The sequence below is a fragment of the Candidatus Dechloromonas phosphoritropha genome (assembly GCA_016722705.1).
GTDB classification, from domain to species: Bacteria; Pseudomonadota; Gammaproteobacteria; order Burkholderiales; family Rhodocyclaceae; genus Azonexus; species Azonexus phosphoritrophus.
On the sequence record JADKGN010000004.1, the window covers coordinates 480,138 to 502,672 of the forward strand.

24 protein-coding genes and 2 pseudogenes are annotated in these 22,535 nt (G+C 60.8%); 13 read left to right on the top strand and 13 right to left on the bottom strand.

Going from position 1 to position 22,535, the window contains the following annotated elements; all coding sequences use genetic code 11:
- Positions 1-18 precede the first annotated feature (18 nt).
- From IPP03_07870 to IPP03_07885, 4 genes and pseudogenes are all read right to left on the bottom strand, one after another.
- Positions 19-189 (bottom strand): annotated as a pseudogene (locus IPP03_07870) (LysR family transcriptional regulator).
- 61 nt (positions 190-250) lie between these two features.
- Positions 251-1,468, bottom strand: a complete 1,218-nt coding sequence (locus IPP03_07875) for an IS256 family transposase (protein ID MBL0352563.1) — start codon at positions 1,466-1,468, stop codon at positions 251-253.
- A gap of 130 nt (positions 1,469-1,598) precedes the next feature.
- On the bottom strand, positions 1,599-3,131 hold the full coding sequence (locus tag IPP03_07880) for a MarR family transcriptional regulator (GenBank protein MBL0352564.1): 1,533 nt from the start codon (positions 3,129-3,131) through the stop codon (positions 1,599-1,601).
- Positions 3,132-3,178: 47 nt separating this feature from the next.
- Positions 3,179-3,538, bottom strand: coding sequence for a LysR family transcriptional regulator (locus IPP03_07885; protein ID MBL0352565.1), 360 nt, complete (start codon positions 3,536-3,538; stop codon positions 3,179-3,181).
- Positions 3,539-3,681: 143 nt separating this feature from the next.
- Between IPP03_07885 and IPP03_07890 the strand changes: the two genes are divergently transcribed.
- Together IPP03_07890 and IPP03_07895 are read left to right on the top strand one after the other, a co-directional pair.
- A complete protein-coding gene (locus IPP03_07890) occupies positions 3,682-4,536 on the top strand; it encodes a MaoC family dehydratase N-terminal domain-containing protein (protein MBL0352566.1) in 855 nt (284 codons plus the stop codon).
- 31 nt (positions 4,537-4,567) lie between these two features.
- Positions 4,568-4,881 (top strand): annotated as a pseudogene (locus IPP03_07895) (acyl-CoA dehydrogenase family protein).
- Here the strand turns inward: IPP03_07895 and IPP03_07900 are convergent.
- From IPP03_07900 to tnpB (IPP03_07915), 4 genes are read right to left on the bottom strand one after another with little or no spacing between them, the layout of a single operon-like run.
- Complete coding sequence (locus tag IPP03_07900; GenBank protein ID MBL0352567.1) at positions 4,878-5,936, bottom strand: IS3 family transposase; 1,059 nt, start codon at positions 5,934-5,936, stop codon at positions 4,878-4,880. The pseudogene IPP03_07895 and the gene IPP03_07900 sit on opposite strands and share 4 nt — an antisense overlap.
- A complete protein-coding gene (locus tag IPP03_07905) occupies positions 5,933-6,145 on the bottom strand; it encodes a transposase (protein MBL0352568.1) in 213 nt (70 codons plus the stop codon). Before IPP03_07905 ends, IPP03_07900 begins: the two co-directional genes overlap by 4 nt.
- Positions 6,146-6,180: 35 nt before the next feature.
- The gene (locus IPP03_07910) at positions 6,181-7,758 is read right to left on the bottom strand and encodes an IS66 family transposase (GenBank protein ID MBL0352569.1); all 1,578 of its coding nucleotides are present in this window, start codon (positions 7,756-7,758) and stop codon (positions 6,181-6,183) included.
- A 9-nt stretch (positions 7,759-7,767) separates the two neighbouring features.
- The gene (gene tnpB, locus IPP03_07915) at positions 7,768-8,259 is read right to left on the bottom strand and encodes an IS66 family insertion sequence element accessory protein TnpB (GenBank protein MBL0352570.1); all 492 of its coding nucleotides are present in this window, start codon (positions 8,257-8,259) and stop codon (positions 7,768-7,770) included.
- Positions 8,260-8,406: 147 nt separating this feature from the next.
- Between tnpB (IPP03_07915) and tnpB (IPP03_07920) the strand changes: the two genes are divergently transcribed.
- Both tnpB (IPP03_07920) and IPP03_07925 read left to right on the top strand, forming a co-directional pair.
- On the top strand, positions 8,407-8,784 hold the full coding sequence (gene tnpB, locus IPP03_07920) for an IS66 family insertion sequence element accessory protein TnpB (GenBank protein ID MBL0352571.1): 378 nt from the start codon (positions 8,407-8,409) through the stop codon (positions 8,782-8,784).
- Positions 8,785-8,793: 9 nt separating this feature from the next.
- Complete coding sequence (locus tag IPP03_07925; GenBank protein ID MBL0352572.1) at positions 8,794-10,371, top strand: IS66 family transposase; 1,578 nt, start codon at positions 8,794-8,796, stop codon at positions 10,369-10,371.
- On the opposite strand, the gene IPP03_07930 is transcribed toward IPP03_07925, so the two are convergent.
- The 4 genes from IPP03_07930 to IPP03_07945 all read right to left on the bottom strand — a co-directional run bounded on the left by IPP03_07930 (position 10,298) and on the right by IPP03_07945 (position 12,734).
- Positions 10,298-10,546, bottom strand: coding sequence for an IS66 family insertion sequence element accessory protein TnpB (locus IPP03_07930; GenBank protein MBL0352573.1), 249 nt, complete (start codon positions 10,544-10,546; stop codon positions 10,298-10,300). The two genes, IPP03_07925 and IPP03_07930, sit on opposite strands and share 74 nt — an antisense overlap.
- A complete protein-coding gene (locus IPP03_07935; protein ID MBL0352574.1) occupies positions 10,546-10,854 on the bottom strand; it encodes an IS66 family insertion sequence element accessory protein TnpB in 309 nt (102 codons plus the stop codon). The genes IPP03_07930 and IPP03_07935 overlap by 1 nt, the downstream gene beginning before the upstream one ends.
- A 78-nt stretch (positions 10,855-10,932) precedes the next feature.
- Complete coding sequence (locus tag IPP03_07940; protein ID MBL0352575.1) at positions 10,933-11,220, bottom strand: transposase; 288 nt, start codon at positions 11,218-11,220, stop codon at positions 10,933-10,935.
- Between the two features lie 419 nt (positions 11,221-11,639).
- A complete protein-coding gene (locus IPP03_07945) occupies positions 11,640-12,734 on the bottom strand; it encodes a PEP-CTERM sorting domain-containing protein (protein ID MBL0352576.1) in 1,095 nt (364 codons plus the stop codon).
- A 443-nt stretch (positions 12,735-13,177) separates the two neighbouring features.
- On the opposite strand from IPP03_07945, the gene nth reads away from it, so the two are divergent.
- From nth to IPP03_07970, 5 genes are read left to right on the top strand one after another with little or no spacing between them, the layout of a single operon-like run.
- Positions 13,178-13,810, top strand: a complete 633-nt coding sequence (nth, locus tag IPP03_07950; protein ID MBL0352577.1) for an endonuclease III — start codon at positions 13,178-13,180, stop codon at positions 13,808-13,810.
- Positions 13,807-14,829, top strand: a complete 1,023-nt coding sequence (locus IPP03_07955; protein MBL0352578.1) for an FIST C-terminal domain-containing protein — start codon at positions 13,807-13,809, stop codon at positions 14,827-14,829. Before nth ends, IPP03_07955 begins: the two co-directional genes overlap by 4 nt.
- Positions 14,822-15,253 carry a DUF1841 family protein gene (locus IPP03_07960; protein MBL0352579.1) on the top strand — a complete coding sequence of 144 codons (432 nt, stop codon included), beginning with the start codon at positions 14,822-14,824 and terminating at the stop codon, positions 15,251-15,253. The genes IPP03_07955 and IPP03_07960 overlap by 8 nt, the downstream gene beginning before the upstream one ends.
- A gap of 10 nt (positions 15,254-15,263) precedes the next feature.
- The gene (locus IPP03_07965) at positions 15,264-16,103 is read left to right on the top strand and encodes a MoxR family ATPase (GenBank protein MBL0352580.1); all 840 of its coding nucleotides are present in this window, start codon (positions 15,264-15,266) and stop codon (positions 16,101-16,103) included.
- The gene (locus IPP03_07970) at positions 16,104-17,276 is read left to right on the top strand and encodes a VWA domain-containing protein (GenBank protein ID MBL0352581.1); all 1,173 of its coding nucleotides are present in this window, start codon (positions 16,104-16,106) and stop codon (positions 17,274-17,276) included. It abuts the gene before it with no gap.
- Between the two features lie 7 nt (positions 17,277-17,283).
- Here IPP03_07970 and tadA read toward each other — a convergent pair whose 3' ends face one another.
- Positions 17,284-19,068: a Flp pilus assembly complex ATPase component TadA gene (tadA, locus tag IPP03_07975; protein ID MBL0352582.1), complete on the bottom strand. Its 1,785-nt coding sequence runs from the start codon at positions 19,066-19,068 to the stop codon at positions 17,284-17,286.
- Positions 19,069-19,203: 135 nt separating this feature from the next.
- Between tadA and IPP03_07980 the strand changes: the two genes are divergently transcribed.
- The 4 genes from IPP03_07980 to IPP03_07995 all read left to right on the top strand — a co-directional run bounded on the left by IPP03_07980 (position 19,204) and on the right by IPP03_07995 (position 22,528).
- Positions 19,204-19,749 carry a hypothetical protein gene (locus tag IPP03_07980; GenBank protein ID MBL0352583.1) on the top strand — a complete coding sequence of 182 codons (546 nt, stop codon included), beginning with the start codon at positions 19,204-19,206 and terminating at the stop codon, positions 19,747-19,749.
- 316 nt (positions 19,750-20,065) lie between these two features.
- Complete coding sequence (locus IPP03_07985) at positions 20,066-20,773, top strand: IS21 family transposase (protein ID MBL0352584.1); 708 nt, start codon at positions 20,066-20,068, stop codon at positions 20,771-20,773.
- 135 nt (positions 20,774-20,908) lie between these two features.
- The gene (locus IPP03_07990; GenBank protein ID MBL0352585.1) at positions 20,909-22,123 is read left to right on the top strand and encodes an IS4 family transposase; all 1,215 of its coding nucleotides are present in this window, start codon (positions 20,909-20,911) and stop codon (positions 22,121-22,123) included.
- Between the two features lie 21 nt (positions 22,124-22,144).
- On the top strand, positions 22,145-22,528 hold the full coding sequence (locus IPP03_07995; GenBank protein ID MBL0352586.1) for a hypothetical protein: 384 nt from the start codon (positions 22,145-22,147) through the stop codon (positions 22,526-22,528).
- Positions 22,529-22,535: the final 7 nt, after the last annotated feature.

A 22,535-nucleotide genomic window follows, 5' to 3' on the forward strand; every position in this document is an offset into this window, starting at 1 on the left:
CTCGTCCGGCTTAGGTGTAACTGCAAGAACAAGGCGGTCAGTGCTGAAGTAATGTTTCTCGAGCCCGTCGGTATCGACTGGGCCAGACATGATCCCTAAATCAGTTGTCCCATCAAGTACTCCGCGGATGATTTCCGTTGTGAGGCGTTCCTGAAGATCAACGTCAATGTTTGGGTGATCGGCGAGAAAGCTGAGTCAAGTCCAAAATCTGCTGTAAATACTCTTCGATCCGATGAATGACGAATGGTTTTCAGCTAGCGAGGGCAACAACGTTGTTGCCCTCGCTAGCTGCGGCGCGGGAAGCCGCCCACTCCTTGAATTCATCCATGTCGAGGTACTTCCGTTCCTGCCAAGCCTCGTTCTGTTCGGCCAGCAGAGCGCCGATCAGGCGCAAGGCTGACTCGTCGTTGGGGAAGATGCGGATCACGCGCTCCCGCCGGCGAATTTCCTCGTTGAGCCGCTCCTGCATGTTCGTTGTGCGTAGCCGCTTGCGATACTTCTCGGGCAAGACCATTACCGCCATGGCATCCTCGAATCCTGCTTCGAGGCAGGCCACCGCTTTGGGGGCGCTCTTGGCGAAGCGCTCGGTGAATTCCGCCAGGCGGCGCTTGGCCTCGACCAAATCGGGCGCCTGCAGCACGAGCTTGACGGCAGCTGCCACCTCGGCGCGGTGGCGGGTGTTGCATTGGCCCAGAATGTTGCGCATCAGATGCACCTGACAGCGTTGCCAGCTGGCCCCCTGAAAGTGCCGCGCTGCCGCTTCACGCAGGCCGCCGTGGTCGTCCGAGATGATGAACTGCGTGCCCTTGAGGCCGCGCCCTCTGAGCCAGCGGAAGGTCTCGTCCCAGGTGGCGAAGCTCTCGGTGTCGCCGATCCGCACGCCCAGAATCTCCCGGAAGCCATCGGAGCGGATGCCTGAGACGGTCAGCACGGCACGCGAAACCACACGATCTTCTTGCCGACTCTTGATCAACAGGGCATCGACCAGCACGAAGGGATACTCGCCGTCCAGCCGCCGTTCGTTGAACGCGCTGACCCGCGGTTCCAGTCCGGCGCACAGTGCGCTCACCATCGATTTGGAGAAGCTGGCGCCGCACAGCTCTTCGGTGATCGCCGAGACCTTGCGCGTCGAGACACCGTGCACGACCATTTCCATGAGCGCCAGAACGAAGGCCTGCTCGCTCCGCTGGTAGCGCTTGAAGATGTCCGTCGAAAAGCTGCCGTCCCGCGTCTGCGGCACCAGCAGCGTCACCGGCCCAACCCGCGTGTAAAGGGTGCGTGGCCGGTAGCCGTTGCGATAGCCGGCCCGTTCGTCCGTGCGCTCGTGCCGCGTCGCCCCCAGCGTTTCCGTCACCTGCGCCTCCAGTACTTGATTGAGCACCGCTTCCACCAGTTTCGCCAGCCCGTCCTGCCCGTTTAAAAGCCCTGGCAGCAAGTCCGTTCCTACGCTAACCTCATACCCAGTCATCGCTTCTCTCCTTCGGTTATCGATCGTCTCGCAACGTCAGTTTACCGAATCGAAGCGGTGGCTACCTGCCACCCGATTTACAGCAGTTTAGTCACTAACCAGTTCAATCATCACAAATCATGAGAAGAATTCAGGATGCGCAAGCCATGGTTGGCACTATGTTGAAGCGGGTCAATGAGCAGGCCGCAGCGACGACTGAACGTCCCAATCGAGTGAGGTAGTAGCGATAGGTATGAGTGACTTTCTTGATCAAGCCGAGCGTACGCAGTCGGGCAAGTTGGCGCGACATGGCGGACGGAGTGAGCTTCAGATAGCTGAGAAGATCGGCACGACGCCAACCGTGAATGTTGAACTCGCCGCGTTGCATGGTTTGCAGCAAGGCTTTCTCGGCAGGATCAAAGAAGTTCACCCCTTTGACACCGGGAGCCGCCCCCAACCGTGGCATGCTCAATCGCTCCAAGTCACGCTCGCCGGCACTGGGGTCATCGAGGCTGGAGAGGAACGCCAGGTAACGTTGGTTGCAGCCGAGCAGGATGTCGCGCAGGTCGATCAGGCTATAGATTGTCTTCTTCAGGGGCGCCAATTCTCGGGTGGCGTGCCTGTCCTTGTGTTCCACCTTGCGGTGGTGTTTGAAGAAACTCACGTCATTGACGGTCGTTTCGACCCGCAGTACGCGGGAGAATTTGTCATACACCTTGACGCCAGCGGCGCCCATGGTGTGCTTGATGCAGCGCCCCTCGATACGGGTGGACAACCGGGAACCGATCTCCTGGGCCAGTTGTGGCGTGACCTTCTTGCCCAGAAAGCTGGAGACGCGTTCTGCGTTGGCGGCCAAGACCGCTTGGCGCGAAATGGCGTCATACAGTGGAACCAATATCTGCTCACTGCGAAACATCAGGTCGGTGGAGTATTCGACTTGGCGCAAGCTCCAGTGATACGAGGATCCAAAGACGTCAAGCACTGGGCACAACCACTGCGCATAGCGATCCAGTCGCGGGTGAAGTACGTCGGGACTGAACGCATCCGCCAGCGCCTGCGCCTGCGCGATGTCGGCGACACGCAGGAAGGCGTTGTCCTGCTGGAGGAAGTCGATCCTTTCTCGCGTCAGAGTTCTTGCCAGAGCGCTGTGACCATTACAGTAGAACTGCAACCCGAACGGTGCCCACGTCGGCACACGCAGGTAGCACAACCCCAGTTCCTCGTCGATGAAATAGAAGTAGTAGTGCAGGCACTTGCCTTGATCGGGGCGCAGGTAAGTCTTGCCACTGCCTTTGTCATGCCACGGTTTGTAGCTCGGACAGGCTTCCATGGCCGAGAGCACATGCACCAAACCCGGTGCGTCGCCGCGACCGGCGAGCACTCGCGCGACCAACTCTTCCTTGCGAATATGGCTTTTGCTGACGTGCTCGATTTCAATACCCGCCGCCAGACACACCTCCTGCGCACGCTCACGAATGCGATCTCGCAGCGGCTCGGCAAATCGCGGGTAGTCGAATACCCGAATTCCGTGCGTGTACAAATAACTCGTCATTCCTGCCGCGTAGCACGCACCAGGCAGCGTGCCGGTGATAATGATCCGGTCAAAGCACGAAAGCACGCCATGCATGTTCGTCGCGTATCGTTCCGCCAGAGCCATCGCCAACATGATCGCCTCCTCGGTCATTCGTCAGGCTTCTATCGTAATACCTGTTTGGTTCCGGCTCGTCCGGCTTAGGGACTCAATCGAAAGCTGGCCAGAACTTCTGGCATGAATTCAGTGACAGCAGTCGTATTAGCAAAAACACGAATGTGGCCTTTAACTCCCTCACAAAAGCGTTGCATGTCGTCTTTGAGATTCTCGACTTGGGATAGCAGCGTAAGGGCGTGTTGAAGAAGGACTTGGCCAGCAGGCGTTACAGCAACGCCCTTCGGTGCGCGATAGAGCAAGCGGACTCCCGCCTGACTCTCTAGTTCCTTGATCCGGTTACTGACCGCAGGCAATGATAAATGCATTCTTTCTGCGCCCTTCGTAATACTTTTGCTTTCGGTAACTTGGACAAAAAGCTTCAAGCTTGTCAGGTCGAAATGCATGAAGTCTCCTCTTCAATGCCTGTTGACTGAAACGCGCTTTGGGAAGTGGCGATTCGGATTTGGTTAAGCCTACCTTCCGAATTTATGAATTGTCCAACTAATTCACCATGGTGATAATCAATTCCACAACTTCAAAACGGAGGATGACAGTGAGCAATTCAGCAACAAACATTTCGGCATGGCTTGGACGTCAACAGCAGGCGAATGACCATGTTGCCAAGGGGATGGTAACTGCCCTTGCCGCAACGCTGGATCTTGATGCTGAACCGATCGTACAAGCTGGCGTACTTCCGCCTTTGTGGCATTGGATGTTTTTCAACCCACCAGCCCGGCAATCTCAACTTGGTACGGATGGTCATCCGGCTCGTGGTGGTTTTCTTCCAGCCATTGAGTTGCCAAATCGGATGTGGGCTGGCAGCCGCCTGAAGTTCGTTCAGGATATCCGGATCGACGAAGAGATTACCCGCCACTCCAAAATCATCAAATGCGAGCGGAAATCCGGACGTAACGGGGATCTCGTATTTGTCACTGTCCGCCATCTCATCAACGGTGAAAATGGCCTGGTCATGGAGGAAGAACACGATATCGTTTATCGCAATCCATCGCCTAAAGGCGCTCCTTTGGCCGGTGAGTCGATTACTGAAACGCCTGATTTTCGGAACCACATCGTGCCCGATCCGGTGCTTCTATTCCGATACTCAGCCCTGACATTTAATGGGCATCGTATCCATTACGATCATCCGTACACAACACAGGTTGAGGGCTACCCAGGACTAGTCTTCCACGGCCCTCTGGCAGCGACTTTCCTGCTCGAAGGATTTAGAGCGGCGTACCCCGATGCTCGGGTGAAGAACTTTGTATTCCGTGCGGTTGGCCCGCTGTTTGATAACCAAACATTTGATGTATGTGGAAAGCTTACCGCTCCCGGGCAAGCCCGGCTTTGGATTGACTGCGTTGGCCGCTTGGCCATGAGGGCGGACGTCGCCTTCGAGATCTGAATAACCAACATTCTGAATTGAGGACCTAATAATGGACACCATCGAATCCCCGTTCCTGAGCCTGAAACTCAGCGATTCCTATTCTGAAATCCGCGAAGCTGTGCGCGATCTTTGTAGCCACTACCCGGATGAATACAGGCGCAAGGTTGATGACGAACGCGGTTTTCCTGAAGAGTTTGTTAACGCGCTAACCTCTGCTGGCTGGCTGGCTGGCTGGCTGCCATGATTCCCGAGGAATACGGCGGCTCAGGCCTTGGCCTGACTGAAGCTTCGGTCATCCTGGAAGAAGTTAATCGCTGCGGTGGTAATTCCGTTGTTTGTCAAGATAGTTGTCACGTTACTTAAGCGGCCTTTTTTAGTTTGTTATCCTGTTGTCGTATTGGGTTGAGGTACACGATTGCGGGGCGATCCCAGTTTCGGATAGGGCCGCGCCAGCGCTCCGGCTTGGCGGCTTTGGCCTCAGCGTAGAGCGCTTCGCGCGCTTGCAGGACGGCAATATCGGTGCCCTGGTGTCGTTGGGCCGGGGTGACGAATTTGAGTGCCGAGTGCCGGTGCGTGGTGTTGTACCAGCGCACGAATTTCATCACCCAGTGGCGCACTTCATCAAGGGTCTTGAATCCCTTGCCTGGATAGCCGGGTCGGTACTTGAGGGTGCGGAAGAAGGCTTCCGCCTGGGCATTATCATCGGATACGCCGGGACGGCTGAAGGACGGTGCGATGCCGAGCTTCTGCAAGGTTGTCAGCATTGTGGCACCCTTCATGGGACTGCCGTTGTCAGCGTGCAGCACCAGCGGTGTCATCCCCCGGCCTTCAGCCAGACTGGCTTTACGGATGACCCCAGACGCCCGTTCGGCGGTCTCTTCCTCATACACTTCCCAACCCACTACCTTGCGCGAGAACAGGTCGAGCATCAGGTAGAGGTAGAAGTAGGTGCCCGCAAGCGGCCCCGGCAACCAGGTGATATCCCACACCCATACCTGGTTCGCGGCACTGGCCTGATGACGCTTGGGTTCGCTATGACTTGGCGCGGCGGCGCGACCTCGGTGATGTTGGAGGTCATGGGCCTTGAGGACCCGGTAGAAGGTGGATTCGCTGGCCAGGTAGAGGCCTTGATCTGCCAGCATGGGCACGATCTGCGAGGGCGGCAGGCTGGCAAACTCGGGCTGGCAGGACACCGCCACCAAGTGCTGCCGCTCGTCCTTGCTCAGCGCATTGGCCGGCGTCGGACGGGCGGCGTCAGGGCGCTGGTCAGCCTTCACCTCACCCTGGACTTCTGTCCAGCGCCGGTAGGTGCGGGAGCTCAGATTCAGTTCGGCACAGGCCCGAAACAGCCGAGCGCCACTCGCTACCGCTTCGTCGATCAGCGTTACCGCGTCGCGGCGATCTTGGGTGCCGATCATTCGTCCTCTTCCCCCCAGATCGCCGCGGCTTTTTTTCTCAGAATCAATAGCGCCGCCGTTTCCGCCAAGGCCCGGTCCTTGCGACCCAGATCACGCTCCAACTCACGAATGCGCAGCCGGTCTGCCTTCGCCGAGTCTGCCTTTATGCCGCCTGCAGGCGGCATAAAGGCAGACTCGCACACCTCCCGCCACTCCCGTACCTGCGCCACAAACGTAACCGGCAACTACGCGGCGTCGAGCGCCCCTACTTCGGCAACGCGTACAAAGGCGAGCGCAGCGGGTTCTGAGCGAACAGTTCTTTCCAGACCCGTGGCGTGAGTTCATGGACGCGGTCGGCGGGGTGCTCGGCGACGCGCTGCAGGACATCGACGAGATAATCGTAGGGGTCGATCTGATGCAGCCGACAGGTAACGATCAGGCTCTGGATGATCCCGACCTGCCTGGCGCCGAACTCCGTCCAGCAGAACAGCCAGGAGCGGCGCCCCATGGGAATCACCCGCAGGGCGCGTTCGAGGTGATTGGTGTCGATCGGCACGTCCGGGTCGGCGAGGAAGACCTCCAGTCCCCATCGTCGATCGCGCGCGTAGGCCAGCACCCTGGTCAGCGGATTGCGCGGTAACAGCCCCTGCGCCGCGAAGCGTTCGCCAACCCAGGCGAAGAAACGCTCGACGATCGGTTTGGCATGCTCCAGACGATAGTCGCGCTTCCTTGCACCGGTGAGCTTTTGCTCGCGGATGCGCTCTTCGACCTGATACAGGTCCCCAATGAGCGCGAGTGCCTGCGCTGCCGCTTCTGGTTCCGCGTCTTGCGCGTCAAAGAACTTACGACGCGTGTGCGCCCAGCATTGGGCGTGCGTGATCCCGATCTGCGCCGCGTAATGACTGTAGGCCTGATAGCCGTCCGACAACAGCACCGCGCCTTCGGCGGCGGTCAGTCCGAGGGCCGCCTCGACGTGCTTGAACTCGCGACTGGCGAAGAAGGGGAAACAGATTTCGTCGCCTTCGCCATACACCGGCCAGAAGTACGCCGCTTTCAGCTTGCCGGGTGCGCCCTGTCCGGCCTTGATCGGCGTCTCGTCCATCGCCTTGACGCGCGAGCTGCGGATCGAGGCAAACTGCGCCTCGTAGATCGGTTCGAGCAGAGTGATGCCCTGTTGCCCGATCTGCGTCAGCCACGGCCGGCTGACGGTGATTCCCGCATCGGCCAGGCGTTGATGCTGGCGATACAGTGGCAGGTGGTAGGCAAATTTGTCAATCAGCAGTCCGGCGACGAAGCTGACGTCGGCCCGGCTGCCCTCAATGACACCGGCCGGCGCGTTGGCGCAGACCAGTGTCTGGTTACTCTTGAGCTTGATTACCGGCCGGCGATACTTGATCACCACGTAGCTACCCGGCCGTTGCGCCAGGCGATAGCTGTCCTTGTGGCTGATGACCTCGTAGTCCTCGGGAGAGAGGCCTTCGACTTCCGGCGCGGTGAGCTCGACGACTTCGACTGGGACGCGGTTCTCGTCGAAGAAGGGCACGCTTTCGTCACTGGGACGCTTGCTGGTCGGCTGACGGGTATGCGCGGCGACGGGGCGACCTGGTGACTCAGAACCTGGTGGGGGCGTCGGGAACTCGCCGAGACTCAGTTGGCCGCTCGGCGTGACGTCGATGCGTCGTTCGCTTTTCTGGCCGAAGATCTGGCGCTTGAACCAGTCGATTTGTTGCTTCAGTGCGGTGATTTCAGCAGACAGCGTCTGGCACAGATCCAGCACCTCTTGCGGGCACAATGCCGCGGCTTGTTCGAGGTTGTAAACCGTCTGGTAACGTGCTGAATCCATGCGTGTATTTTAACACAAGCCGCTGTTTTGAAGCGTTTTTATGGGCGCTCCAGAGGCGTGATAACGCTTCTTCCGGCGTCCCGGCTCGATCCCTTCGAGGAGCAGTTTCAGACCGGTCCAGTCGATTTCGCACGTGCGCACTTTATCCCAGTTGGCGACGAAACGGCCTTCTTCGAGACGCTTGGCCCACAGGCAGAAGCCGCTGCGATCCCAGTAGAGCACCTTCACCTGAGTGCCACGGCGATTGAAGAGTAACCGGTAACTCTGCGGCGTTCTTTCCAGCGCCGATCGTGCTGTCGACAATGTCCTCCTCGAATCACGAAACGCGGAGGAGGCCAGGATGGCCAAGGCAGGGGAAGGGTCGCGGGTGCGGCGTAGCGCGAGCGAATGGGAGGCGTTGCTGTCGCGATTTCCGGGCAGCGGTTTGAACGTTGCGACCTTCTGCAAACGCGAAGAGATCAGCGATACCAGCTTCCATCGCTGGCGCACACGTCTGGGCATCGCCCTCGACAGTCAGGACAAGGCCAGCGGCCAGCCGGCCACCTTCGTCGACGTCGGCCCTCTGAGCACAACCACGGCGACGCCCGCTCGTTTCCACCTCACCCTCGACCTCGGCGGCGGCCTGATCCTGCAGCTGGAGCGCCGCTGATGTTTTTCCCTGAAGGCCAAATCCGCGTCCAAGTCTATGGCCAGCCGGTCGACCTGCGCAAATCCTTCGACGGTCTGTACGCGATCACCCGTCATGTCCTCGGTCAGGACCCGCTGAGCGGCCAGCTCTTCGTCTTCTTCAATCGCCGTGGCACTCAGGTGAAGGTGCTCTACTGGGATCGCAGCGGCTTCTGCCTGTGGGCCAAGCGTCTCGAAGAAGGCCGTTTCGTCGCCAACTGGGATAAAGTGCGCACGTGCGAAATCGACTGGACCGGTCTGAAACTGCTCCTCGAAGGGATCGAGCCGGGACGCCGGAAGAAGCGTTATCACGCCTCTGGAGCGCCCATAAAAACGCTTCAAAACAGCGGCTTGTGTTAAAATACACGCATGGATTCAGCACGTTACCAGACGGTTTACAACCTCGAACAAGCCGCGGCATTGTGCCCGCAAGAGGTGCTGGATCTGTGCCAGACGCTGTCTGCTGAAATCACCGCACTGAAGCAACAAATCGACTGGTTCAAGCGCCAGATCTTCGGCCAGAAAAGCGAACGACGCATCGACGTCACGCCGAGCGGCCAACTGAGTCTCGGCGAGTTCCCGACGCCCCCACCAGGTTCTGAGTCACCAGGTCGCCCCGTCGCCGCGCATACCCGTCAGCCGACCAGCAAGCGTCCCAGTGACGAAAGCGTGCCCTTCTTCGACGAGAACCGCGTCCCAGTCGAAGTCGTCGAGCTCACCGCGCCGGAAGTCGAAGGCCTCTCTCCCGAGGACTACGAGGTCATCAGCCACAAGGACAGCTATCGCCTGGCGCAACGGCCGGGTAGCTACGTGGTGATCAAGTATCGCCGGCCGGTAATCAAGCTCAAGAGTAACCAGACACTGGTCTGCGCCAACGCGCCGGCCGGTGTCATTGAGGGCAGCCGGGCCGACGTCAGCTTCGTCGCCGGACTGCTGATTGACAAATTTGCCTACCACCTGCCACTGTATCGCCAGCATCAACGCCTGGCCGATGCGGGAATCACCGTCAGCCGGCCGTGGCTGACGCAGATCGGGCAACAGGGCATCACTCTGCTCGAACCGATCTACGAGGCGCAGTTTGCCTCGATCCGCAGCTCGCGCGTCAAGGCGATGGACGAGACGCCGATCAAGGCCGGACAGGGCGCACCCGGCAAGCTGAAAGCGGCGTACTTCTGGCCGGTGTATGGCGAAGGCGACGAAATCTGTTTCCCCTTCTTCGCCAGTCGCGAGTTCAAGCACGTCGAGGCGGCCCTCGGACTGACCGCCGCCGAAGGCGCGGTGCTGTTGTCGGACGGCTATCAGGCCTACAGTCATTACGCGGCGCAGATCGGGATCACGCACGCCCAATGCTGGGCGCACACGCGTCGTAAGTTCTTTGACGCGCAAGACGCGGAACCAGAAGCGGCAGCGCAGGCACTCGCGCTCATTGGGGACCTGTATCAGGTCGAAGAGCGCATCCGCGAGCAAAAGCTCACCGGTGCAAGGAAGCGCGACTATCGTCTGGAGCATGCCAAACCGATCGTCGAGCGTTTCTTCGCCTGGGTTGGCGAACGCTTCGCGGCGCAGGGGCTGTTACCGCGCAATCCGCTGACCAGGGTGCTGGCCTACGCGCGCGATCGACGATGGGGACTGGAGGTCTTCCTCGCCGACCCGGACGTGCCGATCGACACCAATCACCTCGAACGCGCCCTGCGGGTGATTCCCATGGGGCGCCGCTCCTGGCTGTTCTGCTGGACGGAGTTCGGCGCCAGGCAGGTCGGGATCATCCAGAGCCTGATCGTTACCTGTCGGCTGCATCAGATCGACCCCTACGATTATCTCGTCGATGTCCTGCAGCGCGTCGCCGAGCACCCCGCCGACCGCGTCCATGAACTCACGCCACGGGTCTGGAAAGAACTGTTCGCTCAGAACCCGCTGCGCTCGCCTTTGTACGCGTTGCCGAAGTAGGGGCGCTCGACGCCGCGTAGTTGCCGGTTACATTGAAGAAGACGAAGAGCTGGCCGCTCAGCGGGTCCTGACCGAGGACATGACGGGTGATCGCGTACAGACCGTCGAAGGATTTGCGCAGGTCGACCGGCTGGCCATAGACTTGGACGCGGATTTGGCCTTCAGGGAAAAACATCAGCGGCGCTCCAGCTGCAGGATCAGGCCGCCGCCGAGGTCGAGGGTGAGGTGGAAACGAGCGGGCGTCGCCGTGGTTGTGCTCAGAGGGCCGACGTCGACGAAGGTGGCCGGCTGGCCGCTGGCCTTGTCCTGACTGTCGAGGGCGATGCCCAGACGTGTGCGCCAGCGATGGAAGCTGGTATCGCTGATCCCTTCGCGTTTGCAGAAGGTCGCAACGTTCAAACCGCTGCCCGGAAATCGCGACAGCAACGCCTCCCATTCGCTCGCGCTACGCCGCACCCGCGACCCTTCCCCTGCCTTGGCCATCCTGGCCTCCTCCGCGTTTCGTGATTCGAGGAGGACATTGTCGACAGCACGATCGGCGCTGGAAAGAACGCCGCAGAGTTACCGGTTACCCACAAACAAACCCCGCGCACGGCAGTATTCGCCCAACTCCGCTTCCGCTAGCGGTGCCGTTTCCAGCACCACCGCAAACTTTGCAGGCCCGGCCCACTGCTCGGCGTTGCGCCCGTCACCCGGCACCGCAACCCCGGCTTCCAGGGCAACCCGCCGCCACGCATACAGTGTCGCTTCTGTTACGTTGAACGCCCGCGCCAACACCGACACCGTCTCATTCCCCGGCGCCATCATTCGCGACAATACTTTCTGCTTCAGTTCCTTCGGATATCTCACGTCATCCTCTTCCTCGCCCCTGCTGTTCTGGTCTGAAGTCTAAATCAGACCAAAGGGACAACTATCCTGACACAGTGGGATTCCCCGAAGGCGAGATTTGTGGTGACTCGAAGTCGAAACCCGCCAGGTGACGGTGAAGGGGGAAGCTGTACAACTGTTTGTTCCAGGACTGGCCACGGCGTGATGGCTTCAATCTCGGCCAGTAATTGGTCACACCGCGTCTGCTGCTGCTTCAGCGCGTATTCCGGTTCGAAAAAGCTTGTTTGCATCCGATCCAATCCGTGTCCAGCTTCGGCCGGAATTCGCAGTTTCGATCCGTGCACGCCGGCGATGCTTCCGGGTGATGCCACGCCAGTCGGCGAGCATCCCTGAAAGCAAAAGCCCCGCCGAGCGAGGCTGTGAACTGGACTTAAGTCGAGCTAAAGCACCATGCACTTGCGCGACACGGCAATTCCGAACAGGCCGATGGCCAGCAGGAAGATCGTACCGGGTTCAGGAACAGCGGCGGCAAATTCCCGCCCAAGAACTGCGTGTGCACTGGTGGTCGGGTGCACCGAGTCCCAGAACACCCACTTGTCCCAGTTTCCCGGGTTACACAGGCCGCTCGCAAGATTATCGACACACGCCTTGTCGGTAACCTCGAAGCCGTAGGCGCCGGGGTCGGCGAGAATCCGGTTGAATTCCCCGAAGGTGTCGAACTGGACGATCTCGGCCGACGTCAGCGCCGCGTCGAGGGTGGTCAATCCCTGTGCAAGGTAGAGATCGAAGGCACTACTCAGTGCCGTCATGTCGGCCTGATTTGGCGTACCGAGGAACGCCGGCGTATGCCCGAGATCGGGCATGTTGGGCACCAGAAAATGTTGCGCGCCAATCGAGGCCAGATAATTAACGGTTGAAAGGATGTTGCCGACGCCATTCCCGATGAGTTGTTCGATGGTCCCGGGAGCACCGGCCACACCGTCGACCTTACCGGGCACGCCGACCGTACCGGGCAAGTAGCCGTCTGTTGCCGCGTAATTGAACACGTCGTTCGGGAAGAGCCAGACGACGAACAGCGACGAAGCCGGATCGAAGACCGGGCTCTGCGCGGCAAACGTATTCAATTGCCAGTTGTTGCCCAAGTCGGTATAGATAGGCTGAAGGGGAACCGGCACACCTGGATTGACTGAATTGTAGTTCGCCACCCCGGTCGTGGCGCCGCCGATTGCGTAGTTGGTGCCTCCGACAAGCGATGGGGTGAAGCTGGTACTGCCCGGGTTATACGCCTGCCACAGGTATTCGACAGCGACCGGGCCGTTGGAATACTGACCGTTGTAGTAAGGGTAAGGTGGAATCACATACGGACCACCCGGCACTTCAGCAGTGGCATAGGTGCTGGCTAGCCCACTATTCCCGCCATCCGAAAGACTGTCACCAAAAACATACAGGTTGGTCAGTTCCTGCAACGAGGCACTCGCCGAGACCGGCAAGCCAACGGAAACAATCAGCGCCATGCTGGCAACAAGCTTTTTCACCGGGTACCCCCTTCCGAAAACATCGTATCGAATGACATCTGCCTGACTGGCCCAACCGCTTGAGGCGCCCGGCCGATCCGGCAACTCTCTTGCAATCACCTTGCCTTAATTTCTGTAAAATAATATGCAATAATCATACCATAAGCGGTAAGCTATTGATTTTTAGTAATTGCATGTTCTGCACACCAGCGGTGTAGCCACCCGTTGTAAGATTTTCCGACAGTCACCTATCATACCAAAAACAGTAAGGTATTGATTTTTAGCGATTGTCTGTTCTGGGGCAACAGCGGCGCAGCCACCCGTTGTAAGATTTTCCGACAGTCACCTCGTCCCTGCTCCTTCTTGGCTCTGTCCAGACGCGAAGTTTCCACGTCAGGTAGAATCGGGCACCGTGAAACGATGCCGATCCGGCCGCCCCGGACGTTACCCACACCGCCTGCCCCGTGAACAAGACCCAGATCGCCGACTTCTATTCCCGCCTGGCGGCAGCCAATCCGGCGCCAACCACCGAACTCGAATACGCGACGCCGTTCCAGTTGCTGGTCGCCGTGATCCTCTCGGCGCAGGCGACCGATGTCGGGGTCAACAAGGCGACGGCGCGGCTTTTCCCGGTAGCGCCGACCGCGGAGACCATGCTGGCGCTCGGCGAGGCGGGCCTCGTCGAATACATCAAGACCATCGGCCTGTTCCGCACCAAGGCGAGGAACGTCATCGCCACCTGCCGCCTGCTGGTCGAGCGCCATGGCGGCGCAGTCCCCGAGGAGCGCGCCGCGCTCGAAGCACTGCCCGGCGTCGGGCGCAAGACGGCCAACGTCGTTCTCAACACGGCCTTCGGCCAGCCGACGATCGCCGTCGATACGCACATCTTCCGCGTCGGTAACCGGACCGGACTCGCCCCCGGCAAGACTCCGCTCGACGTCGAGCAAAAGCTGCTCAAGGTCACACCGGCGCAATTCGCCAAGGATGCGCACCACTGGCTGATCCTGCACGGGCGTTACGTGTGCAAGGCGCGCAAGCCCGAATGCGGGCACTGCGTCGTCGCCGATCTCTGCCACTATAAAGGCAAGACTGCATGAAGGTCGCCAGCAGCCTGGTCAGCGGTCCGCAACCGACGGCGGATCTGGCCGCAGCCGCCGTCCGCGACGCGCTACGGGCGGCCGGCCTCGAGCGCGCCGACAGCGTCCTGCTCTTTCTCACCCGCGACTACATGCGCCACGCGCAACCGGCGATCGTCGCCGCCGCCCGTGCCGCCGGCACGCTGCAGGTCAGCGGGTGCACCGCCTACGGGCTGCTGACCGAAGAGGGCTGGCTGCTCGACCAGCCGGGGGCCGCGGCGCTGGTCATTGCCGATGCGGCGCCGGGCGCTGCCGACACGCGCCACGAGCCGCTGCTCTCGTTCACCGGCCATCATGCCCTACCCTACGACTGGCAGGCGCCGCCCGAACGTGCCGGATTGCTCGATACCGATGCCGTTACCTGGTCGCACGGACGGCTGGCCGGCGAGGCCGGGGCCGAGTTGCCGCTGGCCGGAATCCATGCCCGGATTGCCTGTTCGCCGGGCCTGCGCCTGCTGAGTCTGCCGCTAACGGTGAACGCAGTCGCCGGCTACGATCTGTGCGAGGTCGGCGGACTCGCCGCCTTCGACAGCCTCCAGCGCAACCTGCCAGCCGAGTTGCGTGCGGAACCGCCGCTGCACCAGATCGTAGTGGCGCGCCAACCGGGAACTCCCGCCGTCCCCATCCTCGCGGCCAACGCCGACGGCTCGCTGACCCTGGCCGAAGCGCTGGCGATCGACGAACCAGTGCGCTGGGCCATCCGCCAGCCGTTGAGCGCCGAACAGGACATGCGGCAATCGCTGCTTGCCACGGTCAACCCGGAAAAACCGCCGAATTTCGCGCTGATGTTTTCCTGCCTCGGCCGTGGCCCGCTGTTCTACGGCGACGACGACCGCGACCTGCTCGCCTTCCGCGGGATGTTCCCCGGTGTCCCGCTGCTCGGCGCCTACGGCAGCGGCCAAATCGCCCCCGTTGGCAATGGCAACCGCCTGTTCCAGAACACCGTCGTCACCCTGCTTTGCGAAAGCGCCCATGTTTAGTCCCTCCCGCGATCAGGTTCGCCAGTTTTTCTGCGCTGCCTGGAAGAAACACCAGGAACGGCTGCCGCTGGTCGGCGCCGAAATCACCGCCGCCGACATCGCCGCGCGTCATCCCGAATATCACGCCCTGCTCGCCGACAGCGCCGGAGCGCTGGAAAAGGAATGGACGCCCGAAGGCGGGCAGATGAATCCCTTCCTCCATCTCTCGCTGCATCTTGCCATCCACGAGCAGGTCAGCATCGACCAGCCGCCGGGAATCCGCGCAGCGTTCAACCGCCTGCGCGCGAAAATGGAAGCCCACGCCGCCGAACACGTCCTGCTCGAATGCCTGGGTGAAACCATCTGGCGCGCCCAGCGCAGTGGCGGACCCATGGACACGGCAGCCTACCTTGACCAGATCAACCGCAGCGCCAGCCAAACTTGAGGATGCCACAGTGAAATTCGAAGGTACCGACTCCTACGTCACCACCCGCGACCTGACCCTCGCCGTCAATGCCGCCAACGTGCTGCAACGCCCGCTGCTGATCAAGGGCGAGCCAGGTACCGGCAAGACTCTGCTCGCCGAGGAAGTGGCGCGGGCGCTGAACATGCCGCTGTTCCAGTGGCACATCAAGTCGACGACCAAGGCGCAGCAGGGACTCTACGAATATGATGCCGTTTCGCGCCTGCGCGACTCCCAGCTCGGCGACCCGCGCGTCGAGGACATCGCCCACTACATCGTGCCCGGCGTCCTCTGGCAGGCCTTCGATTGCGATCAGCGTCCGGTCGTCCTGATCGACGAGATCGACAAGGCCGACATCGAGTTTCCCAACGACCTGCTGCGCGAACTCGACCGCATGGAATTCTTCTGCTACGAACTCCATCGCACGATCAAGGCACGCCACCGGCCGCTGATCATCATCACCTCGAACAACGAGAAGGAGTTGCCGGATGCCTTCCTGCGCCGCTGCTTCTTTCACTACATCAAGTTTCCCGACAAGCTGACGATGACGCGTATCGTCGACGTCCATTTCCCGGCCCTCAAGCGCGACTTGCTGCGCGAGGCGCTGGAAGTCTTCTTCGACCTGCGCGAGGTGCCCGGCCTCAAAAAGAAGCCGTCGACCAGCGAACTGCTCGACTGGCTGAAGCTCCTGCTGGCCGAGGACATCCCACCCGAAGCGCTGCGCGCCAAGGACGCGAAGGACGCGATTCCGCCCATGCACGGCGCCCTGCTCAAGAACGAGCAGGACGTCCATCTCTTCGAACGCCTGGCGTTCATGGCGCGCCGCAAGTAAGTGCTGGTCGACTTCTTCCTGCACCTCAAGGCCCGCCAGCTCCCGGTGTCGACCAAGGAGTTGCTGGCCCTGCTCGAGGCGCTGCAGGCGCGGTTGGTCGGTGCCAGCGTCGACGATTTCTACCTGCTGGCGCGCGCCATCCTGATCAAGGACGAAGCCCTCTACGACCGCTTCGACCGTGCCTTCGGCGAGTACTTCAAGGGCGTCGAGGCGCTGCCCGGGATGGCAGCGATGATTCCCGAGGAATGGCTGGAACTGGCGGCCAAACGTCACCTTTCCGAAGAGGACCGACTCAAGCTGCAGAAGCTCGGCTACGAAAAACTGTTCGAGGAATTCAAGAAGCGACTCGCTGAACAGAAGGAGCGTCACGCTGGCGGCAACAAATGGATCGGCACCGCCGGCACCTCACCCTACGGCCATGGTGGCTACCATCCGGAAGGCATCCGCATCGGCGGCGAATCGGCCGGCAACCGGACGGCGATCAAGGTCTGGGAACAACGCGAATTCCGCAACCTCGATGACACGGTCGATCTCGGCGTGCGCAACATCAAGGTCGCGCTGCGCCGCCTGCGCCGTTTCGCCCGCCAGGGCGCGGCGACCGAACTCGACCTCGACGGGACGATCGCCGGCACCGCCCGCAACGCCGGCTGGCTCGACCTGCAACTGCGCCCGGAACGACACAACGCGGTCAAGGTCCTGCTCTTTCTCGACATCGGCGGCTCGATGGACGACCACATCACGGCCTGCGAGGAACTTTTTTCAGCCGCGCGCAGCGAGTTCAAACACCTCGAACATTTCTATTTCCACAACTGCATCTATGAGGGCGTCTGGAAGGACAACCGGCGGCGGCACGACGAGCGCATGCCGACCTGGGACGTGATCCACACCTACGGCGCCGACTACAAGCTGATCTTCGTCGGCGACGCGACGATGAGTCCCTACGAGATTGCCCGGCCCGGCGGCAGCGTCGAACACTGGAACGAGGAAGCCGGCACCACCTGGCTGGAGCGCATGTTTAACACGTGGTCACGGGCTGTCTGGCTGAATCCGCTGCCTGAGGAGCACTGGACCTATACACCATCGCTCCATATGATCCGGCAGCTTTTCGGCAACCGGATGTTCCCGCTGAGCCCGGAAGGGCTCGAGCGCGCCATGCGCGCCCTGTCCCGCTAGCGCACTCCTACTGCTCGTCTCCCGGCGGCGCGACCTTGACGACCTCGTCGAGTGAAGTCAGTCCCTGCGCCACCTTCAACGCGCCGGAAATGCGCAGCGGGCGCATGCCCTCGCGGCTGGCGAGATCGCGCAACTGCGCCACTTCGGTGTTGTTCCGGATGACCTTGCGCATTTCCGGCGAATTGAGCAGGATTTCGTAGATGCCGACGCGCCCGCTGTAGCCAGTCATCCGGCATTCGAGGCAGCCGACCGGCTGATGCAGTTGCAGCGGCTCGTTCGATTTCCATGGCAACACCAGCGCCCGCCAGGTCGCCTTCTGGTCCTCGCTGATCGGCATCGCCTTCTTGCAGTGCGGGCACAGCGTTCGCACCAGGCGCTGCGCCATGACGCCGAGCATGGTCGAATTGATCAGGTAGGCGGGCATGCCGAGGTCGAGCATGCGGGTGATCGCCGACGGCGCATCGTTGGTGTGCAGCGTCGACAGCACAAGGTGCCCGGTCAACGCCGCCTGAATGGCCATTTCCGCCGTTTCGAGATCGCGGATCTCGCCGATCATGATGATGTCCGGGTCCTGCCGCATCAACGCCCGCACGCCATCGGCAAAGCCGAGGTCAATGCTGCGCTGGACCTGCATCTGGTTGAACGACGATTCGACCATCTCGATCGGATCCTCGATGGTGCACACATTGACCTCGGGCGTCGCCAGCTGCTTGAGCGTTGTGTACAGCGTCGTCGTCTTGCCCGACCCGGTCGGTCCGGTGACCAGGATGATACCGTTGGGCGTTCCCGTCATCAGCTTCCAGCGCGTCTCGTCATCGCTGGAAAAGCCGAGCGAACGCAGGTCGCGCACCAGCACTTCGGGGTCGAAGATGCGCATCACCAGCTTTTCGCCGAAAGCGGTCGGCAACGTAGACAGGCGTAGTTCGACTTCCTGGCCGGCCGGAGTCCGCGTCTTGACCCGGCCATCCTGCGGGCGACGCTTCTCGATCACATCCATGCGCCCAAGCAGCTTGATGCGGCTGGTCATCGCATTCATGACCGCCATCGGAATCTGGTACACCTGATGCAGCACGCCGTCGATGCGGAAACGCACGATGCCGAGGTCGCGCCGCGGCTCGATGTGGATGTCGGAGGCGCGCTGGTCAAAGGCGTACTGCCACAGCCAGTCGACGATATGGACGATGTGCTGGTCGTTGGCATCGAACTGGCGGTTGCCCTTGCCGAGTTCGACCAGTTGCTCGAAACTCGAGAGCCCGGACGTCACCTCGCCCCTGGCCGCCGCCTTCTTGACCGAGCGCGCGAGGTTGAAGAACTCGACGAGGTAGCGCGAAATGTCGTCGGGGTTGGCCAGCACGCGGCGGATGTCCTTGCGCAGGATGGGCCTGAGTTCGGCGACCCATTCGCGGATGAAGGGCTCAGCGGTGGCGATCACAATCTCGCGCGTCGTCACCTGTACCGGCAGGATGCCGAAGCGGCCGGCGTAAGCGCTGGACATGACCTCGGCGACACCGGTGAAATCGATCTTGAGCGGGTCGATGTGCAGATAATCGAGGCCAACCTTTCCGGCCAGCCATTCGGTGAGCGCCTCCAGTGTCAGCAGGCGCACCGGCATGCCGCCGGTTCGCCATTTCTGGTCGGCGATGACGACCAGCGGATGCACCTTGTTGCCGTGCAAGCGACGCTCCGTCTTCAGGGCCTCGGCCACCGCGCGCTCGACCAAACCATCGGCGACCATCCACTCGAGCACTGCGGGAAGGGTGAGACGGTGCTCGCCGGCGTCGATTTGATTCATGCGGGCAAATATAGCATGCCAACCGTAACGCTTTGTAACTGCCCGCGCTGCCGCTTGCACTCATTTACAATTGCCTGCGCCATGAGCGGTACGTGGGACTAGAATCGTTTCAAATCAACCACCAAGGAGAAACTCATGAAAACCCGTTTGATGATTGTCGGAAGTGCACTGATGGCATCCCTCTTCTGTATGCCGGCGATGGCCCAGACCGGGCCGGGGATGGGTGCCGGTCAGGGCATGGGTCCTGGAATGGGTCCGGGCACCGGTCAGGGCATGGGTCGGGGGATGGGGCGGCGTGGGCCACGCGATTGCACGCAGTCACCAAACCCGGAAGCCTGCAGGGCGCATCAGCAGGCCCGTGACCAGGCGCGCGCCGCCTGCGGTGACAAGTTTGGCCAGGAGCACAAGACATGCATGAACGAGCAACTGCAGAACTTCGATTGTGCCAAATCTGGCAACCCGGCCCGGTGCGAAGCGCGCAAGAAGGTGTATCAGGAGTGCAAGGGGCACGTCGGTCCGGCCTTCCGCCAGTGCGTCCAGCAGAAGATGCCGCCGGTCGACTGCAGCACGGCGGCTGATCCGCAGCGTTGCGAGCAGGTCCACAAGGCCCGTGAAGCGTGCAAGGAAAAGCCGGCCCCCGACTACATGGCTTGCCTGCGCGCCCAGTTCAGCGGCAAGTAATCATCACGGGCGGTTAACCCACCGCCACCGTTTTTGCCCCTCCAGGCCGGTTGACCGCAACCGGCCTTTTCATTTGCGGCCGCGCATTTATAATGACCCTTCGCACTGGCAGCAGGTTCCGCTGGATTGAGCCAAGTGCGAATTCCGACCCAAACTGGACAGTCATTCTGACGGAACCTGGACACTGATTCCGAGGCAAACTGGACACCGATTCCGACGGAATCTGGACAGCCCAAAGTCATAACGTAGCACGCGGGATAACCGTGGCACCCTCAGCGCATTTGCCGAGGACCACATGGCGAATAGCAGGTTATCCATGCGCAAGATTTTTGAAGTATTACGGCTATCCGTTGCGGACGGTCGCAGTCACCGCGAGATTGCCCGGGCAGTCGATTCCTCACCGACCACGGTGGGGGAGATTCTCCGTCGGGCGAAACTGGCCGGATTGAGCTATCCGCTGCCGGCTGGAGTATCTGAATCCGGCATCGAGGCGCTGCTCTACCCGCCGTCGGCGCCCTCGGCAACCCGTCGACCGGAACCCGACTGGGCCGGCGTGCAGCGGGAACTGCGCAGGAAAGGCGTGACGCTCGACCTGCTCTGGCAGGAGTACAAGAGCGAGCACCCGGACGGCTATCAATACAGCAGCTTCTGCGACCACTACCGAGTTTGGGCTGGGCGTTTGTCGCTCAGTCTGCGCCAGACCCACACACCCGGCGAGAAGTTGTTTGTCGATTACGCCGGCCCGACCGTTCCAGTCACCGACCCGCTGACCGGCGAAATCCGCCAGGCGGCCATCTTCGTTGCCGTCCTCGGCGCCTCGAATTATGACCGAAGGAAATCCCCGTGGGACACCTATTATGACGCCACATGGAGCCAGGCACTGCCGGACTGGATTGGCAGTCATGTCCGAGCACTGGAATTCTTCGGCGGTGTGCCGGCCATGCTGGTGCCCGACAATCTGAAGAGTGGCGTCAACAAAGCCTGCCATTACGACCCCGAGCTCAATCCAATCCTCTTGACTTAGCGGTCTGTCATCTAATTTTGGCAACTTTGCCATCTGGCCGCGCCAAGATATAATCGAGCATGTAACCAATTGATATAAATAGGCGTTATATGACGGCCTAAATATGCCAATATCGTTTCACGGCTAACGGACTACATTCATGGCGCCAATTTCCTTGCCGCCGCCCGCCGCGAGCCTCGGTTTTTCACCCGAAACCGTGAATTGCCATTCACGAATCTGATCGCTTTCCTGCTCACCGGCATTCGCGGCGCAGTTCAGGCGGAGCTTGATTCCTGCTTTGCCCTGCTTGCCGGAAGAACCCGCCTTTGTCGGGCGATCACGGCCAGTGCCTTCTCAAAGGCGCGCAGCCATCTGGTCGCCAATCTCTTTGAGCCGCTCAATACAGAATTGCTGCGCCTGGTCGATGAGGTCGTTCCGCAGCAGCCGGACTGGCAAGGCTTGCGGGTCTTGGCGGCGGATGCATCGAAGGTACGTCTGACCTTGCTTGACCTGGAAGGGCGCCGCCATATTCGAGAAGCGGCCATCTTCGGTTTGTTTCGGCCAGGGATCGAATTGTTCGACTCGCTGATTTTGCACAGTTCGCTGGTCGGCGAACGTCAGATGTTGTTTGAGCGGCTTGACCGACTCGGTGCTCAGGACATGCTGGTGCTTGATCGCGGGTATCCGGGTGCCTGGTTGGTCGCGGCGCTGTTGCATCGAGGTATCCCCTTTTGCATACGCTGTGATTCGTCCGCTTCCTTTTCTGCCATCACCCAGTTCATGCGATCCGGAGAAGATGAGGCGCAGGTGACATTGCCGCCACCGCATCGTCAGGATGCCATTGATTACGAGTGTCCGCGTCTGCCTTCTATGGTTCGCCTGATTCGTCAGGTGACGCCGACTGGCAAGGTACGGGTCTTGATGACCTCCTTGCTTGATACCGCGCGGTATCCGGCCACAAGCTTCTCAGCCCTTTATCACAGCCGTTGGCGTATCGAGGAGGCGTTCAAGCGCATCAAACACCGGCTCAATCTGGAGCACACGTCCGGCCTGACTTGGCTGGCCGCCTGCCAGGATGTTGGGGCCAAGATGGTGTGTGACAATCTCAATGCCCTGGCCACCTACCTGGCTGCGGAAGAGCGGCTGCCCAGCGATTCGCCATGGCGAGTGAATCGGACGATGGCCTTCAATACCGTACGTCGTATCTTGCCCCGAGTCTTGGCGGGTGTGCAGCAAATCACCACCCGAGTTACCAAGGAAATCTTCTCGGAAATCGTCAAAAACCTTCAGAAATTTATCCCTGATCGTGCTCGACCTCGGCCAAACCAGCGAAAGCCTCACCTGTCCTTTGCTTACAAACCCGCCGTATGACTATGGGCTAAGTTGAGAGGATTGGAGCTCAATCCCAGCTATCGCGACCTGGCCGTCCATTACGCCACCGCCGTCGTGCCGGCCCGGCCGTATCGCCCGAAAGACAAGGCCAAGGTGGAAGCGGGTGTTCTGCTCGTCGAGCGCTGGGTGCTTGCTCGCCTGCGGAATCAGCGATTCTTCAGCCTCAGTGAGCTCAATCGGCACATTGCCGAACTGATGCAGGCCCTGAATCGCCGCCCCTTCAAGAAACTGCCGGGGTCACGGGAAAGTGCCTTTGCCGAGATGGACCGCCCGGCCTTACGCCCGTTGCCGGAATCGCGTTACGAATTCGCCGAATGGAAGGTGGTGACGGTCGGTATCGACTACCACGTTGAAATCGCCGGCCATTACTACTCGGTGCCTTAGCGCTTCG

Excerpts from the sequence above, each read along its gene's own strand:
- IPP03_07875 (MBL0352563.1), bottom strand. The coding sequence starts at position 1,468 with ATGACTGGGTATGAGGTTAGCGTAGGAACGGACTTGCTGCCAGGGCTT.
- IPP03_07880 (MBL0352564.1), bottom strand. The coding sequence starts at position 3,131 with ATGACCGAGGAGGCGATCATGTTGGCGATGGCTCTGGCGGAACGATAC.
- IPP03_07885 (MBL0352565.1), bottom strand. The coding sequence starts at position 3,538 with ATGCATTTCGACCTGACAAGCTTGAAGCTTTTTGTCCAAGTTACCGAA.
- IPP03_07890 (MBL0352566.1), top strand. The coding sequence starts at position 3,682 with ATGACAGTGAGCAATTCAGCAACAAACATTTCGGCATGGCTTGGACGT.
- IPP03_07900 (MBL0352567.1), bottom strand. The coding sequence starts at position 5,936 with ATGATCGGCACCCAAGATCGCCGCGACGCGGTAACGCTGATCGACGAA.
- IPP03_07910 (MBL0352569.1), bottom strand. The coding sequence starts at position 7,758 with ATGGATTCAGCACGTTACCAGACGGTTTACAACCTCGAACAAGCCGCG.
- tnpB (MBL0352570.1), bottom strand. The coding sequence starts at position 8,259 with ATGCCCAGACGTGTGCGCCAGCGATGGAAGCTGGTATCGCTGATCTCT.
- tnpB (MBL0352571.1), top strand. The coding sequence starts at position 8,407 with ATGTTTTTCCCTGAAGGCCAAATCCGCGTCCAAGTCTATGGCCAGCCG.
- IPP03_07925 (MBL0352572.1), top strand. The coding sequence starts at position 8,794 with ATGGATTCAGCACGTTACCAGACGGTTTACAACCTCGAACAAGCCGCG.
- IPP03_07930 (MBL0352573.1), bottom strand. The coding sequence starts at position 10,546 with ATGTTTTTCCCTGAAGGCCAAATCCGCGTCCAAGTCTATGGCCAGCCG.
- IPP03_07935 (MBL0352574.1), bottom strand. The coding sequence starts at position 10,854 with ATGGCCAAGGCAGGGGAAGGGTCGCGGGTGCGGCGTAGCGCGAGCGAA.
- IPP03_07955 (MBL0352578.1), top strand. The coding sequence starts at position 13,807 with ATGAAGGTCGCCAGCAGCCTGGTCAGCGGTCCGCAACCGACGGCGGAT.
- IPP03_07960 (MBL0352579.1), top strand. The coding sequence starts at position 14,822 with ATGTTTAGTCCCTCCCGCGATCAGGTTCGCCAGTTTTTCTGCGCTGCC.
- tadA (MBL0352582.1), bottom strand. The coding sequence starts at position 19,068 with ATGAATCAAATCGACGCCGGCGAGCACCGTCTCACCCTTCCCGCAGTG.
- IPP03_07980 (MBL0352583.1), top strand. The coding sequence starts at position 19,204 with ATGAAAACCCGTTTGATGATTGTCGGAAGTGCACTGATGGCATCCCTC.
- IPP03_07985 (MBL0352584.1), top strand. The coding sequence starts at position 20,066 with ATGCGCAAGATTTTTGAAGTATTACGGCTATCCGTTGCGGACGGTCGC.